This is a genomic window from Streptomyces sp. NPDC058295 (assembly GCF_042880655.1).
GTDB lineage: Bacteria > Actinomycetota > Actinomycetes > Streptomycetales > Streptomycetaceae > Streptomyces > Streptomyces coriariae.
On record NZ_JBHVYO010000056.1, the window covers coordinates 32,057 to 49,472 of the forward strand.

Genomic DNA, 17,416 nt, shown 5'->3' on the forward strand with positions numbered 1-17,416 from the left:
GACGGGTGGCAACCCCTTGAACACAGGGAATCCGGGGGTCTTTTCACGAGAGAAGGCTCAGCGAGGCGCCGGAAAGCATCGAAACATTCGGATCAGTCGGCGAACATTACGAAGCGGGCGGGGGTAATGCCCCTACGGCCGGAAACAAACCAGGCGGTGCGTCACGCTGCGTGTCCGCCCCGCGACCAGTCTTAACGGAAGCTTGACGCCGTGCCGCCCATGATCCAAGGGCCCAGGCGTCACTCTCCGCTTACGCTGATTCCGCCGTCCGCGTGATGGCCGAAACCACACGCCGATCCGCACCTCAGGAGCGCCCGATGGCCACCACCGAGCACCCTCCTCCCGGTCGCCTGCGCGCCTGGATGCTGGAGGGTCTGTCCGACATGGGCAAGGGCCACGCTCACCAGGCGGCCCCGGACACCGAGACCGCGCCCGAGCACAAGGGGCAACGCTGGTACCGGGTCATGTGCCTGACCGGCGTCGACTACTTCTCGACCCTCGGCTACCAGCCGGGTATCGCCGCCCTCGCGGCCGGCCTGCTCTCGCCGGTGGCGACGATCGTGCTGGTGATCGTCACCCTGGCGGGCGCCCTGCCGGTCTACCGGCGCGTCGCCGAGGAGAGTCCGCACGGCGAGGGCTCGATCGCGATGCTGGAACGGCTGCTGTCCTTCTGGAAGGGCAAGCTGTTCGTCCTGACCCTGCTCGGATTCGCCGCCACCGACTTCCTGATCACGATCACGCTGTCCGCGGCGGACGCCTCGACCCATCTGGTCGAGAACCCGCACCTCACCAGCGCCCTGCACGACCGGCAGCTGGTGATCACGCTCGTCCTCGTCGCCCTGCTCGGCGCCGTGTTCCTCAAGGGCTTCCTGGAGGCCATCGGCGTCGCGGTCGCGCTGGTCGTCGTCTATCTCGGCCTGAACGTCGTCGTCGTGGCCGTCGGTCTGTGGCATGTGGTCACCGAGGGCCATGTGGTCACCGACTGGGCCGACGCGCTGACCGCCGAACACGGCAATGTGTTCGTGATGATCGGCGTCTCCCTGCTGGTCTTCCCCAAGCTCGCGCTGGGCCTGTCCGGCTTCGAGACCGGCGTCGCGGTCATGCCGCACGTCCAGGGAGACCCGGACGACACCGCGGAGCACCCCAGGGGCCGCATCCGGGACACGAAGAAGCTGCTGACGACGGCCGCCCTGATCATGAGCGTCTTCCTGATCGCCACCAGCTTCATCACCACGGTGCTGATCCCGGAGCAGGAGTTCGAGTCCGGCGGCCAGGCCAACGGGCGCGCTCTCGCGTACCTCGCCCACGAGTACCTGGGCAACGCCTTCGGCACGGTGTACGACGGGTCGACGATCGCCATCCTGTGGTTCGCCGGCGCCTCCGCCATGGCCGGGCTGCTCAACCTGATGCCCCGCTACCTCCCCCGCTACGGCATGGCCCCGCACTGGGCCCGCGCCGTCCGCCCCATGGTCATCGTCTTCACCCTCGTCGCCTTCCTGGTCACCTGGATCTTCGACGCCGACGTCGACGCCCAGGGCGGCGCCTACGCCACCGGCGTCCTGGTCCTGATGTCCTCGGCGGCGATCGCGGTGACCATCGCCGCCCGCCGCGCCCGGCAGCGGGGCTGGACGGTCGGCTTCGCCATGATCTCGGCGGTCCTGCTCTATGTGACCGTCGTGAACGTCATCGAGCGCCCCGACGGCGTGAAGATCGGCGCCTGCTTCATCGCGGGCATCATCCTGGTCTCGCTGCTGTCCCGGCTGGCCCGAGCCTTCGAGCTACGGGTGACCAGCGTGACGCTGGACTCGATGGCGGAACGTTTCGTCCGGGACATGGCCAGCCGCAAGATACGGTTCATCGCCAACGAGCCCGACCAGCGCGACAAGGCCGAGTACCGCGACAAGATCGAACAGATCCGGCAGGACAACGACATCCCCGGCGGGGATTTCGTCTTCGTCGAGGTCACCGTCGTCGACCCCTCCGAGTTCGAGTCGGGCCTGACCGTACGCGGCGAGGTGCTGCACGGCCGCTACCGCGTCCTGACCCTGGAGTCCTCCTCCATCTCCAACGCCCTGGCCGCGCTGCTGCTGCACACCCGGGACTCCACCGGCTGCATCCCGCACATCTACTTCGAGTGGACCGAGGGCAACCCCTTCGCCAACTTCCTGCGCTTCTTCCTGTTCGGCCAGGGCGAGGTCGCTCCGGTCACCCGGGAGGTCCTGCGCGAGGCCGAACCGGACCGCGACCGCCGCCCCCGCGTCCACACCGGCTGACCGCCCCCGGCCGGCGTCCCGACGCCACCCTAGCGATCCAAAGCGATCCGAAGCGATCCGGCCCGACGCCGCCAGGGCGACGCAGACCCGCACATAACCCGCATAAGGCGACCCGCGGCCTACCGTTGACGCTCATGAGCCTGAGCATCCGCAACCAACTCCCCGGCACCGTCACCGCCGTCCGTCCCGGCGAGGTGATGGCCACCGTCAAGATCCATCTGGACGGCGGCCAGGACCTCACGGCGGCCATCACGCTGGAGGCCGTGGACCAACTCGCCCTCGCCGCCGGCACCGCCGTCCGCGCCCTGGTGAAGTCCACGGAGGTCTCCCTGGCCACCGGCCGGGTCGACGGTCTCTCGATCCGCAACCAGCTCACCGGCACGATCACCGGCCTCGTGACGGGCGGGGTCATGGCCTCGGTGAAGGTCTCCATGGACGGGGGCGAACTCACCGCGGTGATCACCAAGGAAGCGGCCACCGACCTGGGCCTCTTCGTCGGCTCCGACGTCATCGCGCTGATCAAGGCGACCGAGGTGTCCCTGGCGACGGCTTGACACGCGTGAGGGCCCCCGCCCGGAACGGACAGGGGCCCTCACGCACCGGCTCAGTCCTCGTACGCGTCCAGCGGCGGGCACGAGCAGACCAGGTTCCGGTCGCCGAAGGCCTGGTCGATCCGGCGCACCGGCGGCCAGTACTTGTCGGCGGCCGACACACCGGCTGGGAAGACGGCCTCCTCACGCGTGTACGCGTGCTCCCACTTCCCGCCCAGCGCGGCCGCGGTGTGCGGGGCACCGTGCAGCGGGTTGTCCTCGGCCGGCCACTCGCCGGCCCCGACCTTCTCGATCTCCGCACGGATGGCGATCATCGCCTCACAGAAACGGTCGATCTCGATCAGGTCCTCGGACTCGGTCGGCTCGATCATCAGCGTCCCGGCCACCGGGAACGACATCGTCGGCGCGTGGAACCCGTAGTCGATGAGCCGCTTGGCGACATCGTCGACGCTCACGCCGGTCGCCTTGGTCAGCGGCCGCAGGTCGATGATGCACTCGTGCGCGACCAGCCCGCCCGGCCCGTTGTAGAGCACCGGGTAGTGCGGCTCCAGCCGCTTGGCGATGTAGTTGGCGCTCAGCACGGCCACCTGCGTGGCCCGCTTGAGCCCCTCGCCGCCCATGAGCCGCACATACGCCCACGAGATCGGCAGTATCCCGGCGGAACCCCAGGGAGCCGCGGAGATCGGCCCCACCCCGGTGTCCGGCCCTGCCGCGGGCTGGAGCGGGTGGTTCGGCAGATACGGCGCCAGGTGCGACCGTACGGCCACGGGTCCGACGCCCGGGCCACCGCCGCCGTGGGGGATGCAGAACGTCTTGTGCAGGTTCAGGTGCGAGACGTCGCCGCCGAAGTGCCCCGGCTTGGCGACACCGACGAGCGCGTTGAGGTTGGCGCCGTCGACGTACACCTGCCCGCCCGCCTCGTGCACCTGGGCGCAGATGTCGGCGACATGCTCCTCGAACACCCCGTGCGTCGACGGGTAGGTGATCATCAGCACCGACAGCTCGTCCCGGTACCGCTCGATCTTCGCCCGCAGGTCCTCGACGTCGATCTCGCCGTCCTCGGCGGTCTTCACGACCACGACCTTCATGCCCGCCATCACGGCACTGGCCGCGTTCGTGCCGTGCGCGGAGGACGGGATGAGGCACACGGTCCGCTGCTCGTCCCCGTTGCCCCGGTGGTACCCGCGGACGGCGAGCAGACCGGCCAGCTCGCCCTGCGACCCGGCGTTCGGCTGGAGCGACACCTTGTCGTACCCGGTGACCTCGGCGAGCCGCTCCTCCAGCTCGCGGATGAGCGTCAGGTAGCCCTCCGCCTGCTCGGCCGGCGCGAAGGGGTGCAGCTGCCCGAACTCCGGCCAGGTGACCGGCTCCATCTCGGTGGTCGCGTTGAGCTTCATGGTGCAGGAGCCCAGCGGGATCATGCCCCGGTCCAGCGCGTAGTCCCGGTCCGCGAGCCGGCGCAGGTAGCGCAGCATCGCGGTCTCGGAACGGTGCTGGTGGAAGACGGAATGCGTCAGGACCGCGTCGGACCGCAGCAGCCCGGCGGGCAGGGAGTCGGCGGTGGCCGCGTCGAGCGACTCGATGTCGCCGTCCACCCCGAAGGCGGCCCAGACGGCGGACACCTGCGCGCGGGCGGTCGTCTCGTCGCAGGCGATCGACACCTGGTCGGCGTCGACGAGGTGCAGGTTGACCCCGAGCTCCCGCGCGGCGGCGACGACCTCGGCGGCCTTCGCCGGCACCCGCACGGTCAGCGTGTCGAAGTACGCCCCGTGCACGACCTCGACCCCGCCGGCCTCGAGCCCGGCGGCGAGGACGGAGGCGTACCGGTGCGTGCGCCGGGCGATCGCCCGCAGCCCGTCGGGACCGTGGTAGACGGCGTACATCCCCGCCATCACCGCCAGCAGCACCTGTGCCGTGCAGATGTTGCTGGTGGCCTTCTCGCGCCGGATGTGCTGCTCACGCGTCTGGAGCGCGAGCCGGTAGGCCTTGTGCCCGTCGGCGTCCACCGACACACCCACCAGCCGCCCGGGCAGGCTGCGCGCGAACTGCTCGCGGACGGCCATGTAACCGGCGTGCGGCCCGCCGAAGCCCATCGGCACGCCGAACCGCTGCGTCGTACCGACGGCGATGTCCGCCCCCAGCTCGCCCGGCGACTTCAGCAGCGTCAGCGCGAGCAGATCCGCGGCGACGGTGACGAGCGCGCCGAGACCGTGCGCCTGCTCGACGAGCGCCTTGAGGTCACGTACGGCACCGGAGGCGCCGGGGTACTGGACGAGCACGCCATTGATCTCCCGCGCCGCGATCTCCGCCGGGATCCCGTCGCTCAGGTCGGCGACGACGACCTCCACGCCCGTCGGCTCGGCGCGGGTCTCGATCACGGCGATGGTCTGCGGCAGCGCGTCCGCGTCGATGAGGAAGAGGCCCTTCTTGTTCTTCCCCATGCGCCGGGACAGCGCCATCGCCTCGGCGGCTGCCGTGCCCTCGTCGAGCAGCGACGCGCCGGAGGTCGGCAGCCCGGTGAGGTCGGCGACCACGGTCTGGAAGTTCAGCAGCGCCTCGAGCCGGCCCTGGGAGATCTCCGGCTGGTACGGCGTGTAGGCCGTGTACCAGGCCGGGTTCTCCATGACGTTGCGCAGGATGACGGGCGGCGTGAACGTCCCGTAGTAGCCGAGGCCGATCATCGAGTCGAGGACCTGGTTGCGGTCGGCCAGCGAGCGCAGCTCGGCCAGCACCTCTGCCTCGGTGCGCGCGCCCGGCAGATCCAGCGCGTCGGCGTTCTTGATCACATCCGGGACCGCCGCGGCGGTGAGCTCGTCGAGCGAGCCGTAGCCGACCTGTGCGAGCATCTTGGCCCGCGCTTCGAGGTCGGGCCCGATGTGGCGCTGTTCGAAGGGAATTCCTTGCTCGAGCTCTGAGAGCGGAATGCGGTGGGCGGTCATTACGGAGGCCTCCTGGTCTGACACGACCTTCGAGGGTCACCACGGTGGGTACCCGGACGGCCTCCCCCTCTGTCATCTCAACCTGAGAGCTTCACCGGGTCGCCCGAGGGCACCCGGCTTTCACCGTCGGTGAGAGCGGGAGCCGTCGACGCCGTCGGCACCCGCCCTGCTTTCCAGAGTGACCTCGTCCGTGCGGTACGTGAGCCTGAGAGATTCCGGGGAGGATTTGCTCCTTCGGCGCCTCCGGTGATGTCCGGAGGACTCTCCCGCGCGGTGTCAGCAGCCGTTGTCAGACTACCAGCGGGGTCAACGAGACTCGCTCGAGTGGCCGCTCGTCCCAATGTGCTCTTTTGTAGTGCTTACGGATGAGTTGCGACCAAGTGGAGGGCCCGTGCAGACCGACATCGATCCGCGCAACCTGATCGGCCGCAAGGCGTTCGACCGCAACGGCACCAAGATCGGCACAGTCGACGAGGTCTACCTCGACGACGCCACCGGAGTTCCGGAGTGGGCGGCCATACGCACCGGTCTGTTCTCCCGCGACGCCTTCGTCCCCCTGGAGCCCAGCCGACTGGTCGAGGGCACCCTGCGCATCCCCTTCGAACGGGCCCTGATCAAGGACGCTCCCGACTTCGGTGTGGGTCGCCACCTCTCCCCGGAACAGGAGCTCCAGCTCTACCACCACTACGGCCTCGACGTGGGCGCCGCTCCCCCGCTCCCCGACCGCGACTTCGGCCGCCTGGCGGGTACGGACGACAGCTGACCCCCCTCGGCCCCTCAGCCGCAGGCCTGTATCAGCGCCCCGAGGATCCCGGCAGGGTCGTACAACGGCCGGGCGCCGTCCGTGACGACTCTTCGGGTGCCGGCGTCGACCGGATCGGTCCGCGCCCAGTGGGTGTAACCGACGCCCACCTCGACCTCCAGACCGGAGGCGGTCACATACCGCCATTCGGTGACGGGCCCCCGTTCCCGGACCCGGGACACCTCCCCCAGGGCCAGCTCACGCGCCCACCCGTCGTCCTCCGCGTACCGGGCAGGCGCCGTCGACAACACCACGAGGTCCACATCCGAGTCGGGACGCGCGGCCCCACGCGCGAAGGACCCGACGAGCAGCAGCCCCACCACGTCGCTCCGGTTCCCGGCCCACCGGGTGACCCGGTCCACCACCCGGCGCATCTCCGCCTCGCGCTCCGGCGACGCCCCGGCCGGGTCCGCGAACTGGCCTCCGTGCAGCTTCATGCAGCTCCCCATCCGTCACCGGCGTCCCCCCTCGGGACGCCGCCACCGCTCCGACACACCCCACACTTCGAACCGCTTCACTCTGTGTAACTGATCCGCCTCATGCGGAGTTCCCGGACTCCAGCCCCGACGGCTTCGCCTCCGGACGCGGCGCTCCCGCCGCCGTCCCGCCGTCGTCCTCAGGTCGTCGTCGCACCAGCGGCAACGGATCCGCCGGCTCCAGCCCCGGATCGTCGGTCCTGAAGGTGCGCACCCGCCCCGGCTCCGACTCGGGCGTCTCGAACCGCACGGTGACCCGGCCCAGCCCACTGCCCTGCACCCATCCGTGTCCGAGCTCGGCATGCCGCACATCGTGTCCTGGGCGCCACTGGCGCTCGACCGGCACCGGCGCCTCGCCGACGGGCTCGTCCGCGAGTTCCTCCTCGGGCCCGTCCGCCCGGTCCTCGGCGGCCTGCGCGAACAGATCCTCCTGTGTGAAGTCCGCCAGCCCGCTGACGCCCACCCCGAGCAGTCGCACCCCGCCCGTCGTGTCCACCGAGTCCAGCAACCGGGCCGCCGCCTCCCGGACCACCGCCGGATCATCGGTGGGCCCGCGCAGGGTCTCGGAGCGGGTGAGCGTGGAGAAGTCGTACCGCCGCACCTTCAGCACGATGGTCCGCCCCGACAGACCGGCCCCCCGCAGCCTGCGCACACAGCGGTCCGCGAGCCGCTGCACCTCCAACTCCACCCGGACCCGGTCGTGGATGTCCACGTCGTACGTGTCCTCGACCGACACCGACTTGGCCTCCCGCTCCGCCACCACGGGCCGGTCGTCGCGGGCCAGCGCCATGGCGTACAGCGCGTGCCCGTGTGCCTTGCCCAGCAGCCGCACCAGCTCGTCCTCACCGGCCTCGGCGATCTCGTCGATCGTGGTGATCCCGGCCCGGCGCAGATGGTCCCCCGTCGCCGGGCCGACCCCCGGCAGGGTCCGCACCGACAGCGGGCCGAGCAGGGCCCGCTCGGTCCCCGGTTCGATGAGCACCAGCCCGTCGGGCTTCGCCTGCTCCGAGGCGATCTTCGCCAGCATCTTGCAGGAGGCCAGGCCCACCGACCCCGTGAGCCCGGTGACGGCCCGTATGTCCGCGCGCAGCCTGATCCCCGCCAGCCGCGCCGACTCACCGTCCCAGGCCGCTCCCCCGGCATCCAGGTCCACGAAGGCCTCGTCCAGGCTCAGCGGCTCCACCAGCGGCGACAGCCCCCGCAGCAGCCCCATGACCTGCTCGCTGATCGACCGGTAGAACGCGAAGCGCGGAACCAGATACGCGGCGTTCGGAGCCCGCCGGCGCGCCTGGGCCATGGGCATCGCCGAGTGCACTCCGAAGACCCGCGCCTCGTAGGAGGCGGTCGCGACCACTCCACGGGGCCCGAGACCGCCCACGACCACGGCTTTCCCACGCAGGCTCGGCTTGGACGCCTGCTCCGCCTGGGCGAAGAAGGCATCCATGTCGAGATGCAGGATCGTGGGCGCGTTTCTCACATGTCCGATGCTGCACCACGCCACTGACAATGACGTCGTACAGCCGCCCCTCGCGCCCCAGGAGGGTGTCAGACCGCCCGGTTGCGCCGACGGGCCAGTTCGTCCGCCGGATTGTGCCCGACGAGCGTCTCCCCCGTGTCGACACGCTCCCCGTGCAACTGCGACAGCGCGCTCTCGACGTCCCGCCACACCACGCCCACAGCGATCCCGAAGATGCCCTGGCCGCCTTGGAGCAGCGCGTGGACCTCGTCCGGCGAGGTGCACTCGTAGACGGTGGCGCCGTCGCTCATCAGCGTCATGCGCTCCAGGTCGCTGAATCCGCGCTCCCGCAGATGCTGCACGGCGGTGCGGATGTTCTGGAGCGACACCCCGGTGTCGAGGAAACGCTTGACGATCTTCAGGACGACGACGTCCCGGAAGCTGTACAGCCGCTGCGTGCCGGACCCGTGGGCGGGCCGCACGCTCGGCTCCACCAGCCCGGTGCGGGCCCAGTAGTCCAACTGCCGATAGGTGATGCCGGCGGCCGCGCAGGCCGTCGGACCGCGATAGCCGATCTGCTCGGACGCCATGGACGTCGCCCCTCCGCTGCTCGGCACGGCCGCCGGTCGCTGCGGAGCGTGGTCGGCCGCGCTGCTCTGCTGGGGGTATCCCCTGCTCGAGCGTGCTGGAGAGCCCGGGGAAGGGTACGGACCGCTCCCCCCGACACCGAGTCCGGGGGCACCCCCAGCCGTACCGTCGCCGCTGCTTCTCACGCCGACCTCCGTCCTTGACCTGCCTTGTCGACGGTAGGCAGTCACCAGGGGTGCGTCAACGATCGCCACACTCGGCACGCCGAGTGATAATCACCCTGAGAGTGGTTTCCCGCACCCCGTCGCGGGGAAAGGCTAGCCGAATGCGCTGAGAAGTAGCCGTAGGACGCTCTCACTCGCCGTTGGCATTTGCCGAGAAGCAGGACGGGCGCCCTCGTGCAGGACGCCCCCGTTCCGCGCATGTGCCGACTACTGGTTGCTGGTGCCGAAGTCCTCGGGCGAGATCTGGTCGAGGAACTCGCGGAACTTCTCCACCTCGTCCTCCTGCTCGTCCGGGATGGCGATCCCCGCGTCATCGAGGACCGTGTCACTGCCGTAGATCGGTGTTCCCGTGCGCAACGCCAGCGCTATGGCGTCCGACGGACGCGCGCTCACCTCGACCCCGCTGGCGAAGACCAGCTCCGCGTAGAAGACGCCCTCCCGCAGGTCCGTGATGCGCACCTCGGTGAGCTCCTGGCCGACGGCCTCCAGCACGTCCTTGAACAGGTCGTGGGTCAGCGGTCGCGCGGGAGCCATGCCCTGCTGGGCGAAGGCGATCGCCGTCGCCTCGCCCGGTCCGATCCAGATGGGAAGGTAACGGTCGCCTCCCACTTCACGCAGCAGCACGATCGGTTGGTTGGAGGGCATCTCGACCCGGACACCTACGACATCGAGCTCGTTCACACAGCAACCCTAGGCCGTGCCCGGGACGTTTGGGTAGTCGGGCCGGGAACGGGTGACCGATCCGCCCAGGGCGAAACCGCCGTTCAGGGCAGTCGCACCCCGAGTGCCGTCTGCACCAACGCCGCGTGCAGCCGCACCGTGAGCCCCGCGATTTCCTTCGTACGGGCCTTTGCGTGGGCTCTGGTCTGCGGATTGCGGTGGCGCTTGAGCGGGGCCACCACCTGGTCCACGAGCCCGGCCTCACGGTCGGCCGCGGCCTTCATCACCCGCAGGTGCCGGGGCTCGATCCCGAATCTGCCCAGCTCGGCGACGAGCGCTGCCACCGTGGCCGCCTCGGCGTCGTAGACCCCGTCCTCCAACGGCGCGACGAGACCGTACGACTCCCACTCGGCGAGCTCCGGCTCACCGATTCCCGCGGCCGCCAGCAGCTCGGACCGGCCGATCCTGGCGACGGTGGGCCCCTCCGACGCCTCCACACCGGCCTCGCCGTCCCGCTGGCGGCCCACGGTGGGCAGCGGCGCGGCCTCACCGCGCTCCACGGCGTCCAGGTGCTCCCGAATGACCTTGAGCGGCAGGTAGTGGTCCCGCTGCATCCTCAGGACGTGGCCGAGGCGCTCGACGTCCTGCACACTGAACTTCCGGTACCCCGAAGGGGTCCGTTGCGGCTCGATCAGCCCTTCCGACTCCAGGAAACGGATCTTGGAGATGGTGACTTCGGGAAACTCGTCGCGCAGCGCGTTCAGCACGGTGCCGATGCTCATCGGACCACCGTCCTCGGCGGCGGTGCCGTGTCCGGCACCGCCCCTCGGTGTTTGAAGCATGGACCTTCCCTGGGGAGTCCCCCCGGACGGTGCCCGGGGGCCGGTCAGTAGCCCCGCTGGCTCGCGTAGAAGACCAGCCGGTACTTGCCGATCTGCACCTCGTCACCGTTCGACAGGGGAACCTCGTCGATGCGCTCCCGGTTGACGTACGTGCCGTTCAGACTGCCGACGTCCGCCACCTTGAACGTGCCGTCCGCATTGCGCCGGAACTCCACGTGCCGACGCGAGACCGTCACGTCGTCCAGGAAGATGTCGCTCTGCGGGTGACGACCGGCCGTCGTCAGGTCGCCGTCCAGAAGGAAGCGGCTGCCCGAGTTCGGGCCGCGCCGCACGACCAGCAGGGCGGAACCCAGCGGCAGCGCGTCGACCGCGGCCTGCGCCTCGGGCGAGAGCGCGGGCAGCTGCGTCTGACCGGTGACCTCGGCGTCGTAGGCCTCGAGACCGGAGATGGAGATGGTGGAGGTCGTCTCCGACGCCCGCTCGGGCGTCAGACCGGGGCGCAGCGGCGCGCCGCAGTTGGAGCAGAAGCGGCTGTTCTCCGCGTTGCGGTTACCGCACCTCGTACACACCAGGGCCGACATAGGGGAAAACCCTCCACCCGTACTTGAGGTTGACGGTTGGCCGAAACCTATGCCGCCGGGCTGCGCAGGGTCAACAGACGCCGCGCCCTGGCCGCCGGAAACATCGCCGCCCTGACCAGCCACCTGGTCCCTGAACAGCGGCCGCTGACCCTCGGCGTCAGGCTGTGCGCGATGGCGAGCGGTCGCGTTGTCGCTACCCTCTCGCGCGCTCTTGCCGAACAACTTCGCAAACAACTTCACGGGCGATTCCCCTTGACCGAAACAGACCCGCCCGTGGGGCAGGACGAACCCTGACTGAATACACCGGTCGACCCGGACACCTTCACAACGTCCGTGCCCACCAGACAGTTTCCACCACGCACCACCCGATCGGTGCGTCGACCCCCCGCAACCTCATGCCCCTGCCGGACGACCCCCATGCACCCCCGGTTCACTGGCCCGACGACCGAGCGTAGTCAGGCTGCTTCGCCGCTCGCAAGGCGTCCACAACGATCTTGTCCGACCGTTCGACGGTCACGGTGGCCTGCTCCTTCTCAAGAGTCTGCACCACGCCTCCAGGGATGTTCAGCGCCGGCTCGAGGTCCTGCGGGTTGCCGATGACCTTGAAACGAAAGGGCGTGTTGATCTTGTTCCCGTCGACGCTCACGCTCTTGCCCGAATCCGTCAGAAAGGTGCCGGCGACGACCCGCACCCCGTTCACCTGGATGGCCTCGGCCCCGGCCGCGCGCAGCTCCTGGATCGCGTCGAGCAACATGTCCGCCTCGACCGTCCCCTTCGTGTCCTCGATGGTCATCGTGATGCCCGGCCCCTGCGCAGCGACCGTGCCCGCCAGAATGCCGAGTTGCTTCTCCTTCTCGACCGTCTGCTTCCGGGCCTCCTCGGCCTGGTCGGAGCTGTTCTCCAGCTCCTGCTGCTGCTTCTCGAGACCTTGCTTCTCGTCCTCAAGACGCTGACTGCGGTCATCGAGTTCATCGAGGATGCGTACGAGATCTTCCTGACGCGCACCGCGCAGCGCGTTTCCGCTGTCGCTGTTGGAGGCGACCTGCACGGCCAGGCCGAAGCCCAGACCGAACAGCAGCAGGGCGACGATGAGTTGGGCCCTGGACACCCGCGGCGGCCAGATGCCCTGCACCAGCCGCTGCCGACCGGTCAGCGCGGGCTCGGCCGGCTTCTCGGTGACGCCGTCCGCGGACGGCGTCACCGGGACCTCGTCGGGCAACTCCTTGCGGAGCCTGTACTCGGGCGTCTCGTCCTGGTTGCTCATCGACCTCACGCCCGGAAGACGTGCCGACGGATCGCCGCGGCGTTGGAGAAGATCCGGATACCGAGGACGACCACGACCCCGGTGGACAGCTGCGATCCGACGCCCAACTCGTCACCCAGGAACACGATCAACGCGGCCACCACCACGTTCGACAGGAAGGACACCACGAACACCTTGTCGTCGAAGATGCCGTCGAGCATGGCCCGAAGCCCACCGAACACGGCGTCCAGCGCCGCCACCACGGCGATCGGCAGATAAGGCACGACGGCTGCCGGAACCTCGGGCTGGACCAACAGGCCGGCCACGACTCCCACGACGAGGCCCAGTACGGCGATCACGATGTGCCCTTCTCAGTTCTCGGCTGCGCTGTACGTACGATCACACTCGGTGCGGCGGGCAGCCGGACGTCGTCCGCCACGGAGATGGCCGTCCGGATGCCGTAGTTCTCCTGCAAGGCGTTCAGATACAGCCCGTCGGCACTGTTCTGGAACCTGGTGCTGAGGTTCTTCCCGTCCCCCACCGCGAGCACCGTGTACGGCGGGACCAGCGGTTTGTTGTCGACCAGTATCGCCTCACCCGCGGCCCTGATCGCCGAGAGCGCCGTCAGCCGTTGTCCGTTGATGGAGACGGCCTCGGCACCCGACGCCCACAGTCCGTTGACCACGCGCTGCATGTCCCGGTCCCTGACCCGTCCGGTGTCGGAGAAGCCGGAGGTCTCACGCGGGTTGCCGTCACCGCCCGTGGTGGCTTCCTTGGCGTCGTCCACGACCAGCTTGACGCCTGGCCCGTGCACCTCGACGGCGCCCGACAGGATGCCCACCAGATCCGCCTGGCCACTGCCGCCGCTCTGCTTGAGCGCCTCCTGCTGCCGGCTGCTCACATCGTCGCGCAGCTTGTCGACGGTGCTTTCGAGCGCGTCGGCCGCATCGGTCTCACGATCGATACGGTCGATGAGTTCCTCGCGCTCCTTCGCGACGACCGGCGCCGCGACCCGAGCCTGCGCCGCACCGACGGTGACCACGAGAGCCGCGAGCACCAGGCCCACGGCCAGACCCAGCTTCGCCCGAACCGTCCTGGGCAGACCAGCGGCGCCCTCGGCCTGCTTACGGGCGGCGGCCTCGGCATAGCCGTCGTCGAGGCTGTGGTCCATGACGTTGGTGAGCAGCGACATGGACGCGTCCGGGCGCGACACACGCGCGAGTGTGCTCCGAACGGGGGGCTGCTGCGGCATGCCGCACATCGTCGCACGTCGCGCCCAGTACCTCCGAATGGCCCCACCGGCGTGCCGGACAGGCCCCCTTGGGGACACTTGTCCGGCACGCACGCGTGCGCGTGGATCAGCGTCCGGCGCTGTCCACGACCGCTGCCCACTCGTCGAGCAGAGCCTGCGCCGACGCGTCGTCCGGCCCCTCCGCCCACAGGTGGGTGACGGCCTCGGCCGGGTCCGGCAGCACCATCACCCAGCGCCCGTCCGTCTCCACCACCCGGACACCGTCGGTGGTGTCCACGAAGCGGTCTCCGGCCACCTCCACGACGCGCCGCATCACGAGGCCCTTGACCGCCCACGGGGTCGCCAGATCCCGCTTCAGGACGTGCGCCCGCGGAATCCGCGCGTCGATCTGGCTGAGGGTGAGCTGCGTCCGCGCCACCAGCCCGATCAACCGCACGAAGGCCGCCGTACCGTCGAAGACGCTGCTGAACTCCGGGACGATGAAGCCGCCCTTGCCGTCCCCGCCGAAGATGGCCGTCTCGTCGCGTCCCACCCGGGTGAGGTCGTCAGGCGAGGTCGTCGTCCACTCGACCTGCGTCCCGTGATACGCCGCCACCTGCTCGGCGATCCTCGTCGTGGTCACCGGCAGGGCCACCCGCCCACTGCGCCGCTCGGCGGCCACCAGGTCGAGCAGCACGAGCAGCGCCCGGTCGTCCTCGATGATCCGGCCCTTCTCGTCGACGAGCGAGAGCCGCTCACCCACAGGGTCGAAGCGCACGCCGAACGCGGCCCGCGACGAAGCCACGATCTCTCCGAGCCGGACGAGCCCGGAACGCCGCTGGTCACCCGTCTCCGTAGGCCTGGCCTCGTTCAGACCGGGATTGACGGTCAGCGAGTCCACACCGAGCTTCCCCAGGAGACTCGGCAACACCAACCCGGCGCTGCCGTTCGAAGCGTCCACCACGACCTTGAGCCCGGACTCGGCGATCCCTGTCGTGTCCACGTTCCGCAGCAACGACCCGGTGTACGAGTCGAAGACGCTGGCCGGGAAATGCAGGTCCCCGATCTCTCCCGGGAACGCCCGCCGGTACTCCTGCCGCGCGAACACCCGGTCCAGCTTGCGCTGACTGCCCTGCGACAGATCCGCGCCCTGTCCGTCGAAGAACATGATGTCGACGGAGTCCGGCACCCCGGGCGAGGTCCGGATCATGATCCCGCCGGCACTCCCCCGCGCCGTCTGCTGCCGCGCCACGGGCAGCGGGACGTTCTCCAGGTCCCGTACGTCGATGGCGCTGGCCTGCAGCGCGGAGATGACCGCCCGCTTCAGCGCTCGGGCACCACGCGAGTGGTCCCGGGCCGTGGTGACCGTGGACCCCTTCTTAAGGGTTGTGGCGTAGGCACCGGCGAGGCGCACGGCCAGTTCGGGCGTGATCTCCACGTTCAGGATTCCGGACACCCCACGGGCACCGAACAGGTGCGCCTGCCCACGGGACTCCCAGATCACCGATGTGTTGACGAACGCGCCGGCTTCGATGGTCTTGAAGGGATAGACCCGTACATTGCCCTGCACGATCGATTCTTCACCGATCAGGCATTCGTCACCAATGACGGCGCCGTCCTCGATCCGGGCCGCCCGCATGATGTCGGTGTTCTTCCCGACGACACAGCCACGGAGATTGCTGTGCTCACCGACGTACACGTTGTCGTGCACCACGGCCTTGTGCAGGAAGGCCCCGCTCTTCACGACGACGTTGGATCCGATGACGGAGTGTTCGCGGATCTCGGCGCCGGCCTCGACCTTCGCGTAGTCCCCGATGTAGAGCGGCCCGCGAAGGACGGCATCGGGATGCACCTCGGCACCCTCGGCCACCCACACGCCGGGCGAGATCTCGAATCCGTCGATCTCGACGTCGACCTTGCCTTCGAGCACGTCGGCCTGGGCCTTCACGTAGCTCTCGTGCGTGCCCACATCTTCCCAGTAGCCCTCGGCGATGAAGCCGTAGACCGGCTTGCCCTCCTTCATCAGCTGCGGGAAGACATCTCCGGACCAGTCCACGGGCACATCGGCCTCGACGTAGTCGAAGACCTCCGGCTCCATGACGTAGATGCCCGTGTTAACGGTGTCCGAGAAAACCTGGCCCCAGGTCGGCTTCTCGAGGAAACGCTCGACCTTGCCCTCTTCGTCGACGATGGTGATGCCGAATTCCAGCGGATTGGGCACACGCGTCAGACAGACCGTGACCAGTGCACCCTTTTCCTTGTGGAAGGCGATCAACTCGGTGAGGTCGAAGTCAGTGAGGGCATCACCGGAGATGACGACGAAGGCGTCGTCCTTCAGCGCCTCCTCTGCGTTCTTGACGCTTCCGGCGGTACCGAGTGGCTTCTCCTCGTTGGCATAGCTGAGCTCCATTCCGAGCTCTTCGCCGTCACCGAAGTAGTTCTTGACCAGCGACGCCAAGAACTGAACAGTTACGACGGTCTCGTTGAGCCCATGCCTTTTGAGCAGCCTCAGAACGTGCTCCATGATCGGCCGGTTGGCCACCGGCAGGAGCGGCTTGGGCATGCTCGAGGTCATAGGGCGAAGGCGCGTGCCTTCGCCTCCGGCCATCACGACGGCCTTCATGTCGGAAGCGTCCTCCTATAGAGACGACTGTCTAGCCGACTTCACCCGTCCAGATTGTCCCGCACTTTTCGTCCGCGGGCCATCGAGCCACTGCGCAGCTGCCAATCGGCGAGGTCAGTCGGCCACGGCGTCCGCACGAACCAGGCGGCGGACCTGTACCACGTAGAGGACTCCTGCCCACCAATAGAGCGTTGTACCCCATCCGGCGAACGCCCATCCGAAAATGGCAGCGAGTGACGCCAGCCAGCCACTTCCGTCACTGAGCAGCAGCAGCGGGAAGGAGTACATCAGGTTGAAGGTGGCCGCCTTCCCCAGGAAGTTCACCTGCGGCGGCGGATAGCCGTGCCGCCTGAGGATGCCGACCATCACCAGCAGAAGCAGCTCACGGGCCAGAAGTACAGCGGTCAACCAGACAGGCAGAATCTCCCGCCAGGTGAGACCGACCAGAGTCGAGAGAATGTAGAGCCGGTCCGCAGCAGGGTCGAGGAGCCGGCCGAGGCTGCTGATCTGGTTCCAGCGCCGAGCGAGCTTGCCGTCCAGATAGTCGGTGATCCCGCTGAAAGCCAGCACGAGGAGAGCCCAGCCGTCGCTCTGCGGGCCTCCGAACTCGGGCCGGAGGATCAGCCACAGGAACAGGGGTACGCCGACCAGACGCGCCATGCTGAGGATGTTCGGGATGGTGAGGACCCGGTCTGTCTGGACACGGGTCTCCTGGACCTCCACCCGGGGGCCTCCAGTAGGAAATGAGCCAACGATGCCCCCTGACCTTACCTCAACGCAAAAAAGCTCTGGCCCTCGGGCTGTATGCCCAAGAGCCAGAGCTCTAAAAGGAGTTCGGCGGTGTCCTACTCTCCCACAGGGTCCCCCCTGCAGTACCATCGGCGCTGTAAGGCTTAGCTTCCGGGTTCGGAATGTAACCGGGCGTTT

At 69.0% G+C, this 17,416-nt stretch carries 15 protein-coding genes, 1 rRNA gene and 1 riboswitch; of the genes, 3 read left to right on the forward strand and 13 right to left on the reverse strand.

What is annotated here, in order from left to right; all coding sequences use genetic code 11:
• Positions 1-317: 317 nt before the first annotated feature.
• Together ACFVYS_RS37650 and ACFVYS_RS37655 are read left to right on the forward strand one after the other, a co-directional pair.
• The gene (locus ACFVYS_RS37650) at positions 318-2,273 is read left to right on the forward strand and encodes an amino acid transporter (RefSeq protein WP_389509535.1); all 1,956 of its coding nucleotides are present in this window, start codon (positions 318-320) and stop codon (positions 2,271-2,273) included.
• 134 nt (positions 2,274-2,407) lie between these two features.
• Positions 2,408-2,827 carry a molybdopterin-binding protein gene (locus tag ACFVYS_RS37655; protein ID WP_389509537.1) on the forward strand — a complete coding sequence of 140 codons (420 nt, stop codon included), beginning with the start codon at positions 2,408-2,410 and terminating at the stop codon, positions 2,825-2,827.
• A 50-nt stretch (positions 2,828-2,877) separates the two neighbouring features.
• Here the strand turns inward: ACFVYS_RS37655 and gcvP are convergent, their stop codons facing one another.
• A complete protein-coding gene (gcvP, locus tag ACFVYS_RS37660; RefSeq protein ID WP_389509539.1) occupies positions 2,878-5,763 on the reverse strand; it encodes an aminomethyl-transferring glycine dehydrogenase in 2,886 nt (961 codons plus the stop codon).
• 183 nt (positions 5,764-5,946) lie between these two features.
• A riboswitch (glycine riboswitch) is annotated at positions 5,947-6,042 on the reverse strand.
• A gap of 112 nt (positions 6,043-6,154) precedes the next feature.
• Here gcvP and ACFVYS_RS37665 point away from each other — a divergent pair.
• On the forward strand, positions 6,155-6,526 hold the full coding sequence (locus ACFVYS_RS37665; RefSeq protein ID WP_389509541.1) for a PRC-barrel domain-containing protein: 372 nt from the start codon (positions 6,155-6,157) through the stop codon (positions 6,524-6,526).
• A gap of 14 nt (positions 6,527-6,540) precedes the next feature.
• Here ACFVYS_RS37665 and ACFVYS_RS37670 read toward each other — a convergent pair whose 3' ends face one another.
• From ACFVYS_RS37670 to rrf, 12 genes are all read right to left on the reverse strand, one after another.
• Positions 6,541-7,002, reverse strand: coding sequence for a nucleotidyltransferase domain-containing protein (locus ACFVYS_RS37670; protein ID WP_389509543.1), 462 nt, complete (start codon positions 7,000-7,002; stop codon positions 6,541-6,543).
• Positions 7,003-7,102: 100 nt separating this feature from the next.
• Positions 7,103-8,518, reverse strand: coding sequence for a DNA polymerase IV (locus tag ACFVYS_RS37675; protein WP_389509545.1), 1,416 nt, complete (start codon positions 8,516-8,518; stop codon positions 7,103-7,105).
• 68 nt (positions 8,519-8,586) lie between these two features.
• Entirely contained in the window at positions 8,587-9,270 is a 684-nt protein-coding gene (locus ACFVYS_RS37680) for a MerR family transcriptional regulator (protein WP_078616156.1), read from the reverse strand.
• 246 nt (positions 9,271-9,516) lie between these two features.
• On the reverse strand, positions 9,517-9,990 hold the full coding sequence (locus ACFVYS_RS37685; RefSeq protein WP_004934251.1) for a bifunctional nuclease family protein: 474 nt from the start codon (positions 9,988-9,990) through the stop codon (positions 9,517-9,519).
• A gap of 83 nt (positions 9,991-10,073) precedes the next feature.
• The gene (locus tag ACFVYS_RS37690) at positions 10,074-10,811 is read right to left on the reverse strand and encodes a MerR family transcriptional regulator (RefSeq protein ID WP_389509547.1); all 738 of its coding nucleotides are present in this window, start codon (positions 10,809-10,811) and stop codon (positions 10,074-10,076) included.
• A gap of 44 nt (positions 10,812-10,855) precedes the next feature.
• Positions 10,856-11,740, reverse strand: coding sequence for an FHA domain-containing protein (locus ACFVYS_RS37695; RefSeq protein ID WP_389509559.1), 885 nt, complete (start codon positions 11,738-11,740; stop codon positions 10,856-10,858).
• Between the two features lie 82 nt (positions 11,741-11,822).
• Positions 11,823-12,656 carry a DUF881 domain-containing protein gene (locus ACFVYS_RS37700; RefSeq protein ID WP_389509549.1) on the reverse strand — a complete coding sequence of 278 codons (834 nt, stop codon included), beginning with the start codon at positions 12,654-12,656 and terminating at the stop codon, positions 11,823-11,825.
• A gap of 5 nt (positions 12,657-12,661) precedes the next feature.
• Positions 12,662-12,994, reverse strand: a complete 333-nt coding sequence (locus tag ACFVYS_RS37705) for a small basic family protein (protein WP_020133151.1) — start codon at positions 12,992-12,994, stop codon at positions 12,662-12,664.
• Positions 12,991-13,827: a DUF881 domain-containing protein gene (locus ACFVYS_RS37710; RefSeq protein WP_389509560.1), complete on the reverse strand. Its 837-nt coding sequence runs from the start codon at positions 13,825-13,827 to the stop codon at positions 12,991-12,993. Before ACFVYS_RS37710 ends, ACFVYS_RS37705 begins: the two co-directional genes overlap by 4 nt.
• A 166-nt stretch (positions 13,828-13,993) precedes the next feature.
• Positions 13,994-16,489 carry a mannose-1-phosphate guanyltransferase gene (locus ACFVYS_RS37715; protein WP_362271756.1) on the reverse strand — a complete coding sequence of 832 codons (2,496 nt, stop codon included), beginning with the start codon at positions 16,487-16,489 and terminating at the stop codon, positions 13,994-13,996.
• Positions 16,490-16,603: 114 nt separating this feature from the next.
• A complete protein-coding gene (locus tag ACFVYS_RS37720; RefSeq protein ID WP_389509552.1) occupies positions 16,604-17,212 on the reverse strand; it encodes a CDP-alcohol phosphatidyltransferase family protein in 609 nt (202 codons plus the stop codon).
• A 109-nt stretch (positions 17,213-17,321) separates the two neighbouring features.
• A 5S ribosomal RNA gene (rrf, locus tag ACFVYS_RS37725) occupies positions 17,322-17,416 on the reverse strand; the annotation flags it as partial.

Bases quoted from the DNA above. Each gene is read 5' to 3' on its own strand.
- ACFVYS_RS37650 (WP_389509535.1), top strand. From the start codon at position 318: ATGGCCACCACCGAGCACCCTCCTCCCGGTCGCCTGCGCGCCTGGATG.
- ACFVYS_RS37655 (WP_389509537.1), top strand. From the start codon at position 2,408: ATGAGCCTGAGCATCCGCAACCAACTCCCCGGCACCGTCACCGCCGTC.
- gcvP (WP_389509539.1), bottom strand. From the start codon at position 5,763: ATGACCGCCCACCGCATTCCGCTCTCAGAGCTCGAGCAAGGAATTCCC.
- ACFVYS_RS37670 (WP_389509543.1), bottom strand. From the start codon at position 7,002: ATGAAGCTGCACGGAGGCCAGTTCGCGGACCCGGCCGGGGCGTCGCCG.
- ACFVYS_RS37690 (WP_389509547.1), bottom strand. From the start codon at position 10,811: ATGCTTCAAACACCGAGGGGCGGTGCCGGACACGGCACCGCCGCCGAG.
- ACFVYS_RS37700 (WP_389509549.1), bottom strand. From the start codon at position 12,656: ATGAGCAACCAGGACGAGACGCCCGAGTACAGGCTCCGCAAGGAGTTG.
- ACFVYS_RS37710 (WP_389509560.1), bottom strand. From the start codon at position 13,827: ATGTCGCTGCTCACCAACGTCATGGACCACAGCCTCGACGACGGCTAT.
- ACFVYS_RS37715 (WP_362271756.1), bottom strand. From the start codon at position 16,489: ATGAAGGCCGTCGTGATGGCCGGAGGCGAAGGCACGCGCCTTCGCCCT.